General features: G+C 57.9%; 17 protein-coding genes. 5 read left to right on the top strand and 12 right to left on the bottom strand.

Translation table 11 applies throughout. The features are described from left to right. Positions 1-43: 43 nt before the first annotated feature. On the bottom strand, positions 44-283 hold the full coding sequence (locus tag BLO97_RS06950) for a type II toxin-antitoxin system RelB/DinJ family antitoxin (RefSeq protein ID WP_010567868.1): 240 nt from the start codon (positions 281-283) through the stop codon (positions 44-46). A 569-nt stretch (positions 284-852) separates the two neighbouring features. On the opposite strand from BLO97_RS06950, the gene BLO97_RS06945 reads away from it, so the two are divergent. Continuing rightward, positions 853-1842, top strand: coding sequence for an Abi family protein (locus BLO97_RS06945; protein WP_092146509.1), 990 nt, complete (start codon positions 853-855; stop codon positions 1840-1842). A gap of 397 nt (positions 1843-2239) precedes the next feature. Continuing rightward, positions 2240-2524 (top strand): helix-turn-helix domain-containing protein, encoded by a 285-nt coding sequence (locus BLO97_RS06940; protein WP_092146511.1) that lies wholly within the window; start codon positions 2240-2242, stop codon positions 2522-2524. A 179-nt stretch (positions 2525-2703) separates the two neighbouring features. On the opposite strand, the gene BLO97_RS06935 is transcribed toward BLO97_RS06940, so the two are convergent. Then, on the bottom strand, positions 2704-3240 hold the full coding sequence (locus BLO97_RS06935; RefSeq protein WP_092146513.1) for a dihydrofolate reductase family protein: 537 nt from the start codon (positions 3238-3240) through the stop codon (positions 2704-2706). 378 nt (positions 3241-3618) lie between these two features. Between BLO97_RS06935 and BLO97_RS06930 the strand changes: the two genes are divergently transcribed. Both BLO97_RS06930 and BLO97_RS06925 read left to right on the top strand, forming a co-directional pair. Then, the gene (locus tag BLO97_RS06930; protein WP_092146515.1) at positions 3619-3897 is read left to right on the top strand and encodes a DUF3077 domain-containing protein; all 279 of its coding nucleotides are present in this window, start codon (positions 3619-3621) and stop codon (positions 3895-3897) included. A 266-nt stretch (positions 3898-4163) separates the two neighbouring features. After that, the gene (locus BLO97_RS06925; RefSeq protein ID WP_092146517.1) at positions 4164-5771 is read left to right on the top strand and encodes a methyl-accepting chemotaxis protein; all 1608 of its coding nucleotides are present in this window, start codon (positions 4164-4166) and stop codon (positions 5769-5771) included. A gap of 54 nt (positions 5772-5825) precedes the next feature. Here the strand turns inward: BLO97_RS06925 and BLO97_RS06920 are convergent, their stop codons facing one another. Then, positions 5826-6503: an RES family NAD+ phosphorylase gene (locus tag BLO97_RS06920; protein ID WP_063323388.1), complete on the bottom strand. Its 678-nt coding sequence runs from the start codon at positions 6501-6503 to the stop codon at positions 5826-5828. Beyond that, positions 6503-6913: an MbcA/ParS/Xre antitoxin family protein gene (locus BLO97_RS06915; protein ID WP_003196771.1), complete on the bottom strand. Its 411-nt coding sequence runs from the start codon at positions 6911-6913 to the stop codon at positions 6503-6505. The genes BLO97_RS06920 and BLO97_RS06915 overlap by 1 nt, the downstream gene beginning before the upstream one ends. 345 nt (positions 6914-7258) lie before the next feature. Here BLO97_RS06915 and BLO97_RS06910 point away from each other — a divergent pair, with 345 nt between their 5' ends. Continuing rightward, the gene (locus BLO97_RS06910) at positions 7259-8185 is read left to right on the top strand and encodes a LysR family transcriptional regulator (RefSeq protein WP_092345418.1); all 927 of its coding nucleotides are present in this window, start codon (positions 7259-7261) and stop codon (positions 8183-8185) included. Here BLO97_RS06910 and BLO97_RS06905 read toward each other — a convergent pair. The 8 genes from BLO97_RS06905 to aguA all read right to left on the bottom strand — a co-directional run bounded on the left by BLO97_RS06905 (position 8102) and on the right by aguA (position 14657). Further along, positions 8102-8419: an AzlD domain-containing protein gene (locus BLO97_RS06905; protein ID WP_063323390.1), complete on the bottom strand. Its 318-nt coding sequence runs from the start codon at positions 8417-8419 to the stop codon at positions 8102-8104. The genes BLO97_RS06910 and BLO97_RS06905 overlap by 84 nt on opposite strands. After that, positions 8398-9111: an AzlC family ABC transporter permease gene (locus BLO97_RS06900; RefSeq protein ID WP_003196767.1), complete on the bottom strand. Its 714-nt coding sequence runs from the start codon at positions 9109-9111 to the stop codon at positions 8398-8400. The genes BLO97_RS06905 and BLO97_RS06900 overlap by 22 nt, the downstream gene beginning before the upstream one ends. Further along, positions 9108-9545, bottom strand: a complete 438-nt coding sequence (locus BLO97_RS06895; RefSeq protein ID WP_170845933.1) for a GNAT family N-acetyltransferase — start codon at positions 9543-9545, stop codon at positions 9108-9110. Before BLO97_RS06895 ends, BLO97_RS06900 begins: the two co-directional genes overlap by 4 nt. Positions 9546-9558: 13 nt before the next feature. Further along, positions 9559-10305 carry a 2OG-Fe dioxygenase family protein gene (locus tag BLO97_RS06890; RefSeq protein ID WP_003196764.1) on the bottom strand — a complete coding sequence of 249 codons (747 nt, stop codon included), beginning with the start codon at positions 10303-10305 and terminating at the stop codon, positions 9559-9561. A gap of 353 nt (positions 10306-10658) precedes the next feature. Then, positions 10659-11945, bottom strand: a complete 1287-nt coding sequence (locus tag BLO97_RS06885) for an OprD family porin (protein WP_072342793.1) — start codon at positions 11943-11945, stop codon at positions 10659-10661. Between the two features lie 251 nt (positions 11946-12196). After that, complete coding sequence (locus tag BLO97_RS06880) at positions 12197-12868, bottom strand: DsbA family protein (RefSeq protein ID WP_092345416.1); 672 nt, start codon at positions 12866-12868, stop codon at positions 12197-12199. Positions 12869-13107: 239 nt separating this feature from the next. Then, positions 13108-13308 (bottom strand): hypothetical protein, encoded by a 201-nt coding sequence (locus BLO97_RS06875; RefSeq protein WP_053177657.1) that lies wholly within the window; start codon positions 13306-13308, stop codon positions 13108-13110. 242 nt (positions 13309-13550) lie between these two features. Continuing rightward, the gene (gene aguA, locus BLO97_RS06870; protein ID WP_092345414.1) at positions 13551-14657 is read right to left on the bottom strand and encodes an agmatine deiminase; all 1107 of its coding nucleotides are present in this window, start codon (positions 14655-14657) and stop codon (positions 13551-13553) included. Between the last annotated feature and the right edge of the window lie 84 nt (positions 14658-14741).

Genomic DNA, 14741 nt, shown 5'->3' with positions numbered 1-14741 from the left:
CAATTTGTGCCACTCCTTTAACGCCCGCGCATCGAATTCGAGGCTATAGGTCATCTAGCGAAACCTTAACCCGCTGGGGATTAGCCAGCCGCTCGCGAACCGTTGCGATCAAGGCTTCATCGTCCTCGGTCATCAGGACGGGCTTGAAGGGTAGCTGACCGCGCTCTGCTACGTACTGCAAGGCTTGGCGCATCAGCTCAGAAGGGGTGACGCCGAGCTTTTCCAGCTCGTGGTAAGCACGCGCTTTGAGGTCGTCGTCGATACGGACATTGATGGACGCCATGGGATGGCCCTCACTGTAATGACATTGGTCTTTACATTGAGGTAACAACTTCATTTGAGCCAGCCTGAAAATAGCTGGTTTTTTTACCCAATTCACAGGTTACGTGTGTCGCTCGCAACTCTACGTACCGAGCACAGCACATGCTCAGGTTTAATCGTCCCCGATTCGATTCCACTGAAAGCCATAACTAGCTGATTTGTTTATAGTTACTAGTTGGGGTACGCCGAATTTTCCAGCGAACTCCAGACCCGCAGAAAACCTAGCCTCGCCGAAAGCTACCGTTCGTCTGGTGCCGGCACCATACAAAACGAAGCCCTCGTAGAAATGCGGGGGCTTTGTTGTTTCTGGAGGTTGAACCTTCCCAGGAGCTAGATAAGACCGATATCGCCTTAATCAGCATCCACAGACCAAACCTTTCCTGCGCTCCTACCCGTTACAATTTCACGTCAGGACAATGTTGACGGTCTCTTACACCGACCTATAATGCCCCCCAACACACCCGCCAAGCCTAGGTTGACCCAGTCAGCAAGCTCAAATCGTGCGGGTTTTTTTTGCCTGGAGAAAACTACATGAGGCCCTTCGACAAGCCGGCTCTCAGCGTAGAACAGCAATTGGAACTGCTAAAGCAACGAGGTTTGCACATCGCCAACGATGATCGAGCCATGCGTTTTCTCGAAGTGGTCACGCTGTTTCGCCTGAGTCCCTACATGCGCCCCTTTCAGGAGCTAGACCCTGAACATCCTTTCAAGCCCGGCAGCACACTGAAGGCAATCGTCGATATTTACCGCTTCGATGGTACGTTGCGGCGCGTCACCATGGATGCCATCGAACGTGTCGAAGTCGCCATACGAGCGACTATCAGCAATCATATGTGCCCCAAGTACGGGCCTGACTGGATAGCTGACGCGTCCGTCTTCTCCTCGTCATACTCACACACCGATTTGTTGCGTCCATTGCGGGAGCAAATGAATAAGGAGCGCAGTAAACTCAAACGTGATGTCGACCGCATCAGAAAGGGCCGACAAGCCGATGGGCTCCAGCAACAGCGGATCGAAAACCGCATGCGTGACAACTATTTCCGATACTACGGTGCAACCTATGCCCACCCGGAGTTGCCGCCCGCTTGGGCGGTCCTGGAAGAACTCAGCCTTGGGACGGTATCTACCCTCTTCAATGCCATAGGCAAAAGCGCCGACAAGAAAGCTATCGCCACCAGATTCAGCCTGCCCTTCGAAGTACTGGCCTCCTGGCTACACACGCTGACCTTCATTCGCAACTGCTGTGCCCACCACTCACGGCTATGGAACCGAGAGCTCTCGATTCGACCATCCTTACCTAAAGAATGGGCCATTCCCACGGCCCCCGCCGACCAGCCTCAGCCCAAACAGCGGCTATACGTCGTATTGACGATGCTGGCCTACCTAACCGACCTGATCAGCCCTGACAGCCAGTGGAAGCTTCGCCTGGCCGAAATCATGGATCAGCAGGAACTGGATTATTTGAGGCTCATGGGATTTCCAAATGATTGGAAAGATCAACAGCAATGGCGCCTAGCGTAGAGAAACTAGAAGCAGACTGCGGTTAATTCCCTGCTTCATCATTCCAGCCAAAAATCGTGGTCTGTCCCCTCGAATCACTGATCGGGGTACGGCAAATTTTCCACCGACGTCTAAACCCGCAGGAAACCTGGCCTCGCCAAAAGCTACCGTTCGTCTGGTGCCGCACCATACAAAACAAAGCCCTCGCAGAAATGCGGGGGGCTTTGTCGCTGGGTTGATCGCAGGAGCAGATAAGCAGGCAGGGCAGGTACCCTTTCACCCTCCGTTCGGGTGAAGGGGTAAGCTGCTACTCTGAACCTCTCGCAACCCGACTCGATCATAAAGAATAGTGTTGAGCAGAAAGTTAAGAATCAAACTGAAAGTAGAATTGGAAGCATTGAAAGTGAGGAATACCGATATGGCAAACGAACGCGCGACCAGTGTTTGGGAAGCGTTGGTTGACACGCCAGAAGAAGCCGAGAACCTTAGAGTCCGCTCCCAAGTTATGCGAGCTATCGCCTTGGTCGTAAAGGCATGGGACGTCTCGCAAGCCGAAGCGGCTCGCCGGCTGCATGTTACGCAGCCACGGCTCAACGATCTGCTGAAGGGGAAGGTTGATAAGTTTTCCCTGGATGCGCTGGTGAATCTGTTAGCCGGTGCAGATTTGAAAATAGAAATCAGCGTTACCGCCAAAGCCGCCTGAACCGGGGGCGCTGTGTCTAGTCCTGAAACAGGTGCAAACCTATTTCAGGACTAGACAAATCACTGTAATGACATTGGTCTTTACAGTGAGCTAAACACCTCATTGGAGCAAGCCTGGAAAACGGCTTGGTTCCGTCAGAGGTCATTCTCAGAGCGCAAAGCAGATCCCATGTGAGCGGCTCATGAGCCCAACCGATACGTGGACTGCACCAACCCCGAGGGAAAGCAGCGACTAGACACCAATTTCAATTCAACGTCCTGCTGAATGGCACCGAACAGCGACCTGCCCGCCCCGATCAGCACAGGAACAGTGGTAATCACCATGTCGGCGACTAATCCATCGCGCAGGAATGACTGCACGACCTGCCCTCCGTCGACATAGACACGATGCAAACCCTGGCTCGTCAGTTCCTCCATCACGTCCTTGGGTGAGAGGTTGGAGAAACGTACCTTGCCCTTCAGCGCCTCAGGCACCGGCGAATCCGCCAGCCGTTCCGACAACACCACCACGGGTCGTTCATAGAACCAAGTATCAAAGGTCAGTACCTTCTCGTAGCTTCCTCGCCCCATCACAATCACGTCTTTATCGGCGATGAAGTCTGAGTAGCCATGGTCCTCGGTTGGATCGTCGCGCTGCAAAAGCCAGTCGATGTCACCATCGGGCCTGGCGATGAAACCATCTAGGCTGGTGGCTATGAAAACATGGGCAGTGGCCATCAGGGTCTCCTTGAGAGGTATGTCGATGCATGACCGGAAGCACGAAATTATTGCTCACCCATAAAAATACCTAAACCGCCTCCGCCAGCATCGCGCCACGATTGCAGCCTTCTCACCCGCCCGCTACTCTCCATCTGTCGCTGCAAATTCAGCGACCGGGCGTAGGAAACCCGAAGTAAATCAAGGCGCATCAGCTGCGCCTCGCTTACTATTGCAGGCGCTTTTTCTGTGTCTGCGATATGCGTTATGGCGGCTGTGCGCGGGACACCTTCGGGTGTGCCGGGTGCCTTGATTCCCGGTTTTCCTACCCCGTGCATGGCCGCCACCCCATCCCGTAGGAAAGGACGGTTGCGGCTCTCACAGTCAAGGAGCCAGACAATGCCAAACCCGCAAGACCTCAAAACCCCAGGCCTAACCCCCTTCTGCTACCACTCCGACCGCCCTTTATTCCGCGTCAACAGCGGCATACCCATCGGCGAAGCCCTGTCCCACGCTTCCGATCTGCTCCACGTCGCCAAGGTCCTGGCCGAGGACGCGGCGATGATTCGCGGTACGGATCGGTATGCCTGGGCTTCGTGTTATTTGCAGGATATGAGCAAGGCCGTCATCGATGACGTGGTGAAGGTGCTTGAGGCGCCGGGGAGTAAGTCGGCTTAAGAGTTGCAAACCCAATGCTGCTCACGAGCGGGGCAGCCTTGGATTTTATCTGCCGGAGCAGATTAAAGAAGGGCTGCTTCACGCCCATCATCGGGGATAAATCCCTCGCCACAGGTTCACTCTGTCCCAGGCCCAAACAGTTGGCGCTGTATTCATCTAATCATTTCCCCCGCCGATAGCCTCAGATAAGAGCCTGGGCTCCCCCAAGGCTCTGCTGGCGCTCGACTACACTTCCCAGAATTCCCCCGCTCCAGGAGCAGTAAGCGATGAAGATCCGCACCAAAGTCATAGGCTCGGGGTTGGTCAGTCTTTCTTTTGCGCTATTGCTCGGCGGTATAGGGCTGTGGGGTTATCACTCCATGACCGAGGCCCTGGTGCAGAACGAGACCAGTATTTCGGCCATGCGCAAGCACATGGAGGCGGACATGATGCACGACGCCATTCGTGCCGATGTGTTGGCCGCATTGCTGGTGGCACCGGGGGACACTCAGGCGGCCAAGGAGGTGACGGAGGCATTCGATGAGCATACGCAGCGGATGCGCAAGGTTATCGCCGAAAACGCCGAGGCCAAGTTACCGGGGGATGTCGCCAAGGCGATTGGCGAGCTTAAACCACAGGTCGAAACCTATATCGACAAAGCCAAGCAAATAATTGGCAAGGCACTGAGCGGTGCCCAGGATGGCCAGGCGTTGCGGGCGGAGTTCGACGGGGCGTTTTCGGCGTTGGAGGAGCGCAACGAGGCAGTGAGTGAGCTGATCGAGAACCAGGCGCAATCCTCGCGTGAGCATCAGGACCACAGCATTCACACCTCGGAGCGCTGGCTGATCGCGACACTACTGGCCACTTGCGTGGCGCTGGCGCTGTTGTCGTGGAGCCTGCTCAAGGCTGTGCTGACGCCACTGAACAAGATCATCCTCAATGCCCAGGCGATGTCCCAAGGGGATTTGCAGCGCTCGATGGGGGCTCAGAGCAAGGATGAGTTGGGTCAGTTGCAAGGTGTGATCGAGCAGATGCAGACCAATCTGCGACAGATGATCGCCACGATCCGCGGCCAGAGCGATGAGTTGCACGGCACGTCCCGGCATCTGGGCGATACGGCGCGACAGATTGTGTCCAGCGCCGATCAGCAGGCCCAGAGCGCAACCAGTATGGCGGCGAGCATGGAGCAGATGATGGCGAATATCAGCCAGATCCATCAGCACGCCGACAGCGCCCGGACGATTTCCGCGCAGTCCGAGCATTTGGCGAGCAGCGGTGGCCAGGTGATTCTCGGGGTGGTGGAAGGCATGAACCGGATCGCCGAGGTGGTCAACCAGTCCTCCAGCAAGATCACGGCGCTGGACGCATCATCCGAGGACATTCATTCCATCATCCAAGTGATCAAGAGCATCGCCGAACAGACCAACTTGCTGGCGCTCAACGCCGCCATCGAAGCCGCCCGCGCCGGTGAGGCGGGGCGAGGTTTTGCGGTGGTGGCCGATGAGGTGCGCAACCTGGCGGCGCGCACCACCCAGTCCACCCAGGAAATCACCGCGATGATCGAGCGCATCCAGTCCAGCGCCCGGGACGCGGTGGCGAACATGCAGGCGTGTGTCAGCCGTGTGGACGAAGGCGTCAACCTGGCCCAGCAGGCCGGGGTGTCCATCAGCGAAATCCGCACCGGTGCCCGGCATGCGGCCGAAGTGGTGGAGGAAATTTCCCAGACCATTGCCGAGCAATCCAAGGCCAGTGATGAGATGGCCCAGCGGGTGGAGTCGATTGCCGAGCAGTCCCGTGAGAACACACGCTCGATTCACAACCTGACGCAAACGGCGGATCAATTGAACAATGCGGCGGGGTCGATGCAGGCTTCGGTGCAGCAGTTCAAGGTTTGATCGGATACCCGTGGCGAGGGAGCTTGCTCCCGCTGGGCTGCCTAGCAGCCCTTTTCAAACCTCGCTCACCTCGAACACAAACGAAATCTCCCGCTTCTGGGCGCTCCAGACGTACCGAATATGCTTGCCCTGCACCGGAATCGAAACTGCCGGAGGGCGAAACGCGGCCACGCATTCGTGGCCGGGCAGCCGGACGCTGTTGTACAGCAGCCCCCACGACAAGGTTTCACGCAGTTGTCGGGCGAACACTTGGGACGGACCATAGGCGGTAGGGTCGGGGTTGTGGAGGTGGGGGTAGTCGTGGCGGATATCGTGCAGAGGTTTGACCACCTTGTTGATGTAGGTGCGCATGGTCAGCTCCAGGTCTGGCTCGTTGGTCGCGCCAAGGAATCGCGCCTGGTGGTAGCAGGTCTCGGCAATGGCCGCTTCCTGGCTGCTGGCGGCGTAGTAGACGCCGAAGGTGCCGTCGCTGAAGCGGCTGCTTTTGCCGATGTGGGTAAACGCCGCCATCACCGGCGAGGAGCCGGGCCCGGAAATGCGGTCCTCTGGGCGGACCCGGGACAGCACGCCGGCTTGCTCCATCAGCCGATCGTTGGTCAACGCTTCCAGGGCGTAGGCCGTGGGCAGGTCTTCAGGGTCGAGTACGTCTTCAAACAGCGAAATCGGCGGGAAGCTGCTGTTGACGATCCGATAGGCCCGATTCCATTGCGGGTCCGCCAGTGGTGGCATCATCAACCGCGCACTCCGTCGAGGTATCGCCGCACATCGGCGATGTCTACCACGCGGCCGGTCAGCATGTAGGACAGTGCCGACTGGCCGTTGAACGGTGCCGCAGTGTTCGGGCTGCTGACCCATTGATAAGCACGGTCCCGGCTGTTGCTGAAGATAATGCTCAGTGCCTTGTGGATACCCATGAGGTAGGAAATGCGCTCGAGCGTATCGCGAGGCAGCTTCACGTTTTCCGGCAATTGTTTGTATTTGTAGAAGGTCGTGTTTCCCACCTTGCCCAGCAATGTGCGCTGCTGCTCGACGCTGCAGCCCCAGAGCGCCATGAGGTTGAAGAAAAACTTCAACGCGACTCGACCCGCATCCGGGGAATCCAATTGTTGCTGCGCATTGAGAGTGATGGAGGAAGTCGCCATGGTTTGGGCTCCTTTATCGCGGGGTGGTGCTTAGAGGATAGTACAGATGTGGATTATTTTTAAGTTTTTATTCGCAAACGGATTCTATCGATGTTCTATTCGAACAATTCGGCATGGCTTTGCAGGTCAACAAACGTAACCAGCTTCCCACTAACGGGTCTTGGCCAGCATCTGTTAGGCAAAATCCCCAAATTCCGCATAAGCTCCAACCATCGCCTGCCGGCGCTTTTCGGCACAAAATCGCGACAACCGTGGCAAGGTGCATGATGATAGCCGGCATGCACTGCCTGGCCCGGACCAGGCGCACAACAATAGCGAGCCCACTTAAGCAGAGGGCATTACCTCATGGATAGCAGAACCCTACGCAACCTCATGCGTATCGTGCAGACCGGCTCGTTGTCGGCAGCGGCCGAGCATTCGTGCCTCACGGTGCAGGCGTTGGCGGCGCAGTTGAACAAGGTCGAGGAACAGTTCGGTTTCCGGTTGTTCCGGCGCTCGAACAAGGGCCTGACGTTGACGAGCCAAGGCTCGGAACTGACCCCCTTCATGGATCAGGTGCTGATTGCCACCCGGCAGTTGGAGGAGAAAGTCGCGGCGCTCAAGACCCCGCGACAGCGCATCCTCAGAATGGCGCTCAATACTACCCTGCCGGCGGAGTTCAACCGGCGAATGATCGACCGGTTGATCGCTGTGTTCCCCCAGTATCAGCTGGAATTCAGCTACGCCGAGTCGATGGAGAACCTGAGCAAACTCAGGAATGAAGATTTTGACCTGGCGGTCCTGATCGGCCAGCAACAGGGCGGTTTTACCAGCATCACCATGCCGGATGTGCAAGTGCGGGTGGTCGGCGCCCATTGTGGCGATGCAGACGATTCCCTTGGCCTGCTCGGTGACAAGTTTCAGGTGCGTCCGGCAGAAGAATGCCCGTATTCCCACAGCTTCCTGCGCTTTCTCGACGCCGGTCTGGGTGAATACGGGCCGAGCCAGCGCATGGTGTATTCCTGCAGTGAAACGCTGACGCTGTCATTGATCACTCAGCTCGATGGCTTGGGGCTGGTGTCCCGAGAAGCCGCGCTGCGCAACGGCCTGGCGATTTTCCCGGATTTCGAGGATTTCCTTGAAGTCCGCCTGGCGGTGAACAATCCGGAGTTGTCCGGCCAGGCACTGCACGATGTGGTGGACCTGACGCTACAGGAACGAACCGAGCGCGATGTACGCCGCCGTGCCCACCGCCACACTGAGAAACAGGTTGCGGCTGAAATACGCACATAACAGCGTCGGAATCGCGGCATAAAACTCAGGGCGGTCGAGTTGTATCTGCTGATCCTTGATCAACAAGGGAGTCAGACTGATGGCAGCGACGATCGCCACTGGCAGGTATTCCAGGGCGCGGGCAATAAAGGGCGGCCAGTGTTCGGTATTGATCTGCAACGGCAGGGCGCGCGGCAGGAAGGTCACGGCCATCATCAGGACCACGACCAGGATCAGGAACGTTTGGTCAGGCATACGCCTACCCCGCAGCCAACGAACGTGGCAATGAAGACATTGAATGGCGAGCTGCCCAGCAGGCTCAGCCCGCCCATGCAGACGACAGCCGCCAGGGCTGCGATCAGTTTGTTGCGGGTGTTGCACAACGAAACCAGCACATAGAGCATCATCGCTGTCAGGGCATAGTCGAGCTGGTATTTGATGAGGTGCGCCGCGTATTGCGCACATACGGCGCCCAGCAAGCCACCCAGTACCCAGGATGTGTGGCAGAACAGGTTGAAGCCGACCAGGTAGCGCACACTCACCGGCGCCCCGCTGCCGAGCTTGACGCTGTGGAACGCGAACGACTCGTCCGTCAGCCCCGCCGCGTAGCACCAGCGCTCGAAACGGCTGAGCCCCAGCGCACGCAGGGCCTTGGCCATGTAGACCGACATCAGCATGTGGCGGGCATTGATCAGGAACGTGGTGAGCACGATGGTGGTCAGCGACGCGCCGCTGGAAATCAACGCCAGCGCCGCGAATTGCGAAGCGCCCGCGTAGACGAACAGGCACATCGCCACCGGCAACCACAGGGGCAACCCGGCGTTGACCGCCATCAGACCGAACACAAACGAAACCGTGAAATAACCCGCTACCACCGGACTGGCTTCAGCAAAGGTACGCGAGGCTTGTGGTTCGACCGCCAGCGGCTGGCTGGAAGTCTTGTTCATAAATCCCTCTCGAAGGTGATTTCGCCCCGGGGCTCACAGAAGCCCTGGGCCGCCCAGAAGCGCTTGCCGGCCAGATTAGCATCGTCGACAAAAAGGAACATGCGCAGCACGCCGACCCGTTTCATGTCAGCCGACGCGGCTTCAACCAGGCGCTGGCCCAGGCCTTTGGCGCGATGCTGCATGCTGACCGCCAGGTGATTGATCGTGCCACGGGTACCGAGCATACCGCCGATCACGGCACCCACCACGTCACCGCTCGCATCGATAGCCAGGTAAGCGGTGGTGGTTTCCTGCAACAACACACCGCGCAAGAATCGGGCGTCCTGCCATTCGCAGAACGACACTTCGTCGAAACCGCGAAAAAACCGCTCCAGTCGCTCGGCGTCCCGGACCATGGCCCGGCGCAACAGGACCTGCTGCGTCGGGTCGTCCATGGGTTCGAGCCGTTCAGCGAACAATGTCGAAAGCGGTCCCGGGCCGCGAGAAGGAGATGGCCAGGATCTGCCGGTACGCCATGTCATGGCTATGGGTGTTGCGCGCCGGGGTCACGTAATGGCGCATGTCGCGATCCAGGAAGAACGTCGTGTCGAGGATGTCCTCGTAGGTCGTCGCCGCCAGCTGTTCTTCCTGGGCGCTGTACAAACGGCTTTCCGCACCCGCCACATTCTGGCGACCCCAGAAGTGCACGCCGCTGAACGGATAGCCATCACAGTGAATCCCTTCGGGGGTGATTTCCAGTTGTTTGCCCGGCTTGATCTCGATGCGGATCTGATGGATCTGGCACTGCCAGATTTCATCGTGCAGCTCCTGCGGCAGGACGTTCTTGTAGACCTCGAAGTCCGTGTCGATCAGGCTGCGCATCACCGGCGAATTGATCACTTCGTTGGAGAAGTCCTGAAAGTGCCGCTCCAGTCCACCGACATAGCTGTTGTTGGCCTTGGACTGAATGTAGGCCCGGTGTTCGAGCTGCGTGAGCTCGCGGGTCGTAGGGTTGTATTCGAAGTCGCTGTAGCGGCGAAAACGCATGCCTGACTCGGCCTGGCCGTAGTAGCTGTCGGGCTCCATGTTTTCCCAGCTTTTGGTCAGCCGGACAAAATCGCCGAAATGACCGTAGAGGTTGAAGTCTCCACCGCGAACATTGACGTATTTGTCACGTCTTAGCGCTTCGCCCACTTCCCTGTTCAGAACGATCATTTTTCATAGGTCTCCGCTGCATTGAGCGGCCTAATCTAGTAGGTGCAGGATTTACGTCCATGAGAAAGTATTTGAGGCATTTCAAGCGGCGCTTGAAACGCTGGCAAAAATTGCATGAGTACGACTTTTGTTCGGGAAAACAGGCGGTTCCAGCGGTGTTTTTTGTGCTGAAAGCCAAAAAGACCCGAGTTTGAGGTCGCAACGCTATTTATTGCAGGCAGGCGTGATCAATTGTGGCGAGGGAGCTTGCTCCCGCTTGAGTGCGCAGCGCTCACACCAGAAGGGCTGCTGCGCAGCCCAGCGGGAGCAAGCTCCCTCGCCACGGTTTTATAGACTTACAACCTGATCAGGCATCAGAAGACGTTGATCGGGTAATCCACGAACACCCGCAGCTCATTGCCGCTGACGTTGTACTCGCTGGACTTCTGCGACACCCGCAGCACGGAACTGCGCAACCTGACGCTCAAGTCCTTGGCCGGACCGCTCTGGACCACGTACTTGAACTGGTTGAAGATCTCGCGCTCGGTGCCGCCTTCGCTGGTCGAGGTGGTGATGTTATCGCCACGCACATAAGCAACGTTATAAGTCAGGCCCGGTACGCCGAAGGTGGTGAAATCCAGGCCATAGCCCAACTGCCAGCTGCGCTCGTCTTCAGCGTTGAAGTCGGACCAGTAGGAGTTGGCCAGGTAGATCGTATTGCCGCCATCACCCACCCGATTCTGCTCGCGCTGATAGCCACCGTAGGCATAACCCAGGTTGCTGTCGCCGGTGCTGCGCTGGTGGGCGAGCGTGAAGCTATGCGGCCCTGTGGCGAAGGTGGCAGCCAGGCTCCAGATCTTGTTGTCATCGCCGGTGACGTTGTTTTCACGAACGTAGCTGTTGTCCAGCTTGGTGCGATAACCGTTGAAATCCAGGGTCAGGGACTGATCCTTGGCCAGCGGGAACACATAGTTGGCGTTCACGTATTGCTTCTTCAATACGTCTTCGACATCCGAAGCGTAGAGCGAAGCCTTGAACTGCTCGGTGAACTGATAGCTGCCGCCCAAGACGTTGATCGACTTCAGGCCACCGCTGTCGCGGCCTTCAGCACTCTTGCGCGATTCGGCGGTGAAACGGCCGGCATTGAGTTCCAGGCCCTTGATCTCCTTGGAGGTGATCAACGTGCCGGTGTAGCTTTCCGGCAACAGGCGCGAGTTGTCATAGCTGAGCACCGGCAGGGCCGGCATCTGGTCGCCGTAGGCCAGCACGGTGTTGGAGACGCGGAACTTGACCGCTGCCCCGAACTTGGACAGGTCATCGGCCGCGTTGCCGCTGTCGCCTTGCTTGAAGAAGTCGATGCCACCCGCACCGCTGCGGCCTTTACCGCCGTCCAGACGCAGCGCGTACAGGCCGAACGCATCCACACCGACACCCACGGTGCCCTGGGTGAAACCGGACGAGAAGGTACCTATGGCTGCCTGGCCCCACTCGGCCTTGTCTTGGTTGCCATCTTTGTAGTCGCGATTGATATAAGCGTTGCGCAACAGCACTTTCAAGCTGCTGTCTTCAACGAACCCCTTGGACTCAGCCTGGTCATTGGCCATGGCGTGTGTCGTGCTCAAGATCCCCAGTGCGATCAAACTAATGCGCTTGTTCAACATGTTTATTTTCCTTGTGCGGGTTGATACGCACTGTGGCGGGCAACCGAAATGGCGCTTTTTGCGCTCTTTTTCGGACTCTTGCTCCTGGAAATAATGAAAAGGCCCGCCCACGAGTGATCGTGTCGGGCCTTTTTATTATTTAAGAGTCATGGCTGTTAGCCACAGGCGTAGGACGAATCCTAGTCGCGCCCTCAACGGTGTGTCAATTTCGTGAAACGTCTGTAATCAGGCAAAAAATGTCTAAGAACTGCTCACCGCGAACAACCATCCAGACCGCAGGCCGCTGGTGGCGTGGAGGCCTGAACCGGCGTGGCTTGCGTCAGCCATTGGGCGAATGCCTCGGGCTTGCCGAGCCAGGGGCCGATGTCGATCAGCGTGAACTGGCCGTCCTGCTCCAGGGCCAAGGTCGGGAAACCCTGGCCGCCAACCTGAGCCAGCAAGGTACGACTGGCCTTGATATGCCCCTGCACGTCAACCGCGCGCAACGCCGCCAGGAACGCCTGGGCCGGCAGGCCCATGGATTGAGCGAACTCCAGCAGAACGGTTTCGTCAGCGATGCGCCGACCCTCGACGTAGTGCGCGGTTTGCAGGCGCCCGAGCAATTCCAGGCCGTGGCCGCCGAGCTGTTCGGCAGCGAGGATGGCGGCGGTCGGCGGCGCCGAATCGAACACAGCGCTGTGGTCACGCAGCAAACCTTCAAAGTAGGCCTCGCCAAACGGCTGCCCGGAATATTCGGCGATGCGCCGGTCGTGGGGCATCACGTAATCGCGCAATTGCGGCGAAACCTGCTGGCGATTGGCACCGGTCATCATGCCGCCGCCATGAGCAATCACCGGCAATACACTTCGGGCAGCCTGCACCAGCGGCTTGGCGCCGTAACACCAGCCGCACAGCGGGTCGTAGATATAATGAAGAGTGGCCATGAGGACTCCGCTAACCATGGGGATTGAATGGCAGCAGGGTAGTCTTGAGAGCGCTGCGGAAAAACGCTGAAACGGTTTTCAGTATGTTTCGTGAATCGGTCGAATATCCCACTGAATTTGAACACCACCCCTGTATGGGAACTGGCTAGCTCCCATAGGATTTGTGCGAATGTGAAAGCCTGCGGATACAAAAAAAGCGCTGCCATCCCGGCCAGCGCTTTTTATCAATCCGTCGAATTCTATCCTTGCATCACATCCCACAACGCTTCCAGCTCCGCCTCGCTGAACAGGCCAACGGGGTAACGCTCAACGATTACCTGGCGCGGATCAGGTTCTCTGATCTGACGCGTTCCGTTGGATTTCAACCACTGCGCCAAGGCTTGAAGCGACTCACCATTAACGGCCAAGGGATGGCATGTGCGCTCGCTTATCATATTCATTCCAGCGCCCTCTCCTGGTTGATGAGCGGCCAATTTATCCAAGGTTTATGACAAAACAACTCAGTTCTCTCCCCAGAACTGCCGAAGTACAGATACAAGAGCTATGCCAATGTATCCGCCACGCCAATAAACAGACACAAAAAAACCCGCGCGCCAATCGGGCCGCGGGCTTGCCGGCATGGATCCAAAACCGCCGACCTAGAGCCGGCGCGGTCGATATCACCCAGCTGTTACATCGCCACTCATTTTGCGCGCGGTGCAGGTTGCTGTTGAGTAAGGCAATGGATATTGCCGCCCCCCAGTAACAGTTCGCGCCCTGGCACCATGACCACTTCGTGCTGCGGGAACAGGTTCTGCAGGATGTCCCTGGCCGGTGCGTCCAGCGGATCGTCAAAACTTGGGGCGATGATGCCGCCGTTGACGATCAGGAAATTCACATAGGAGCCGGCTAGCCGCACGGTTGGGTTGCGCTCTTGGGACCCTTGCACCGCGTCGACACCGGCACACTCCTCCTCGGTGGCGTACAACGGCCCCGGAATCGGCATTTTGTGCACTGTGAACGGGCGTCCCTTGGCGTCAGTGCTGTTTTGCAGCACGCTCATCGCCACGTGACAGCGGGTGTAGTTCGGGTCTTGCGGGTCATCGGTCCAGGCAAGCAGGACTTCACCTGGCCGCACGTAGCAGCAGAAGTTATCCACATGGCCGTCGGTTTCGTCATTGAACAGACCGTCCGGCAGCCAGATGATCTTGTCCACAGCCAACTGCGCGCTGAGCACTGCCTCGATCTCTTCACGGCTCAAGTGTGGGTTGCGATTGCGGTTGAGCAGGCACTCTTCGGTGGTGATCAGGGTGCCTTCACCATCCACATGGATCGAGCCGCCCTCGAGCACAAAACCTTCGGTGCGATAACGCGGGCTGCGCTCGATCTCAAGAATCTTGCCGGCCACTTGCGCATCACGGTTCCACGGTGCGTACAGGCCGCCGTCGAAACCGCCCCAGGCGTTGAAATCCCAATCGACACCGCGCACTTCGCCGTTGTCATTGATGACGAACGTCGGCCCTGTGTCGCGAACCCAGGCGTCGTCGCTGGACATTTCCACCAGGCGGATATTCGGCACATCGAGACGCGCCCGGGCATTTTCGTATTGGGCCGCAGACACCGCCACGGTCACCGGTTCAAAACGGGCGATGGCCTTGGCGACCGCTATGTGGGCGGCCTGGGCGGGCTTGCCGCCCAGGCGCCAATTGTCCGGGCGCTCGGGCCAGATCATCCAGACCTGGGTCTGGGTCGCCCACTCGGCAGGCATGTGGAAACCATCCGCGCGGGGAGTGCTGTGCAACGTTGTCATGGGTCATCTCCTGGGCGATGGGCAGTGGCAACCTTATAAACGATAAATATCGACTAATAAAGCCAAAAAAACTAACACCCATCA

It is taken from the genome of Pseudomonas sp. NFACC05-1 (assembly GCF_900100135.1).
Lineage (GTDB): Bacteria > Pseudomonadota > Gammaproteobacteria > Pseudomonadales > Pseudomonadaceae > Aquipseudomonas > Aquipseudomonas fluorescens_Q.
This window is presented reverse-complemented; position numbering and strand designations above follow the sequence as displayed.

What these genes read in the sequence shown, in the direction of transcription:
- BLO97_RS06950 (WP_010567868.1), bottom strand. Translation starts at nt 283, where the DNA reads ATGGCGTCCATCAATGTCCGTATCGACGACGACCTCAAAGCGCGTGCT.
- BLO97_RS06945 (WP_092146509.1), top strand. Translation starts at nt 853, where the DNA reads ATGAGGCCCTTCGACAAGCCGGCTCTCAGCGTAGAACAGCAATTGGAA.
- BLO97_RS06940 (WP_092146511.1), top strand. Translation starts at nt 2,240, where the DNA reads ATGGCAAACGAACGCGCGACCAGTGTTTGGGAAGCGTTGGTTGACACG.
- BLO97_RS06935 (WP_092146513.1), bottom strand. Translation starts at nt 3,240, where the DNA reads ATGGCCACTGCCCATGTTTTCATAGCCACCAGCCTAGATGGTTTCATC.
- BLO97_RS06930 (WP_092146515.1), top strand. Translation starts at nt 3,619, where the DNA reads ATGCCAAACCCGCAAGACCTCAAAACCCCAGGCCTAACCCCCTTCTGC.
- BLO97_RS06925 (WP_092146517.1), top strand. Translation starts at nt 4,164, where the DNA reads ATGAAGATCCGCACCAAAGTCATAGGCTCGGGGTTGGTCAGTCTTTCT.
- BLO97_RS06920 (WP_063323388.1), bottom strand. Translation starts at nt 6,503, where the DNA reads ATGATGCCACCACTGGCGGACCCGCAATGGAATCGGGCCTATCGGATC.
- BLO97_RS06915 (WP_003196771.1), bottom strand. Translation starts at nt 6,913, where the DNA reads ATGGCGACTTCCTCCATCACTCTCAATGCGCAGCAACAATTGGATTCC.
- BLO97_RS06910 (WP_092345418.1), top strand. Translation starts at nt 7,259, where the DNA reads ATGGATAGCAGAACCCTACGCAACCTCATGCGTATCGTGCAGACCGGC.
- BLO97_RS06905 (WP_063323390.1), bottom strand. Translation starts at nt 8,419, where the DNA reads ATGCCTGACCAAACGTTCCTGATCCTGGTCGTGGTCCTGATGATGGCC.
- BLO97_RS06900 (WP_003196767.1), bottom strand. Translation starts at nt 9,111, where the DNA reads ATGAACAAGACTTCCAGCCAGCCGCTGGCGGTCGAACCACAAGCCTCG.
- BLO97_RS06895 (WP_170845933.1), bottom strand. Translation starts at nt 9,545, where the DNA reads ATGGACGACCCGACGCAGCAGGTCCTGTTGCGCCGGGCCATGGTCCGG.
- BLO97_RS06890 (WP_003196764.1), bottom strand. Translation starts at nt 10,305, where the DNA reads ATGATCGTTCTGAACAGGGAAGTGGGCGAAGCGCTAAGACGTGACAAA.
- BLO97_RS06885 (WP_072342793.1), bottom strand. Translation starts at nt 11,945, where the DNA reads ATGTTGAACAAGCGCATTAGTTTGATCGCACTGGGGATCTTGAGCACG.
- BLO97_RS06880 (WP_092345416.1), bottom strand. Translation starts at nt 12,868, where the DNA reads ATGGCCACTCTTCATTATATCTACGACCCGCTGTGCGGCTGGTGTTAC.
- BLO97_RS06875 (WP_053177657.1), bottom strand. Translation starts at nt 13,308, where the DNA reads ATGAATATGATAAGCGAGCGCACATGCCATCCCTTGGCCGTTAATGGT.
- aguA (WP_092345414.1), bottom strand. Translation starts at nt 14,657, where the DNA reads ATGACAACGTTGCACAGCACTCCCCGCGCGGATGGTTTCCACATGCCT.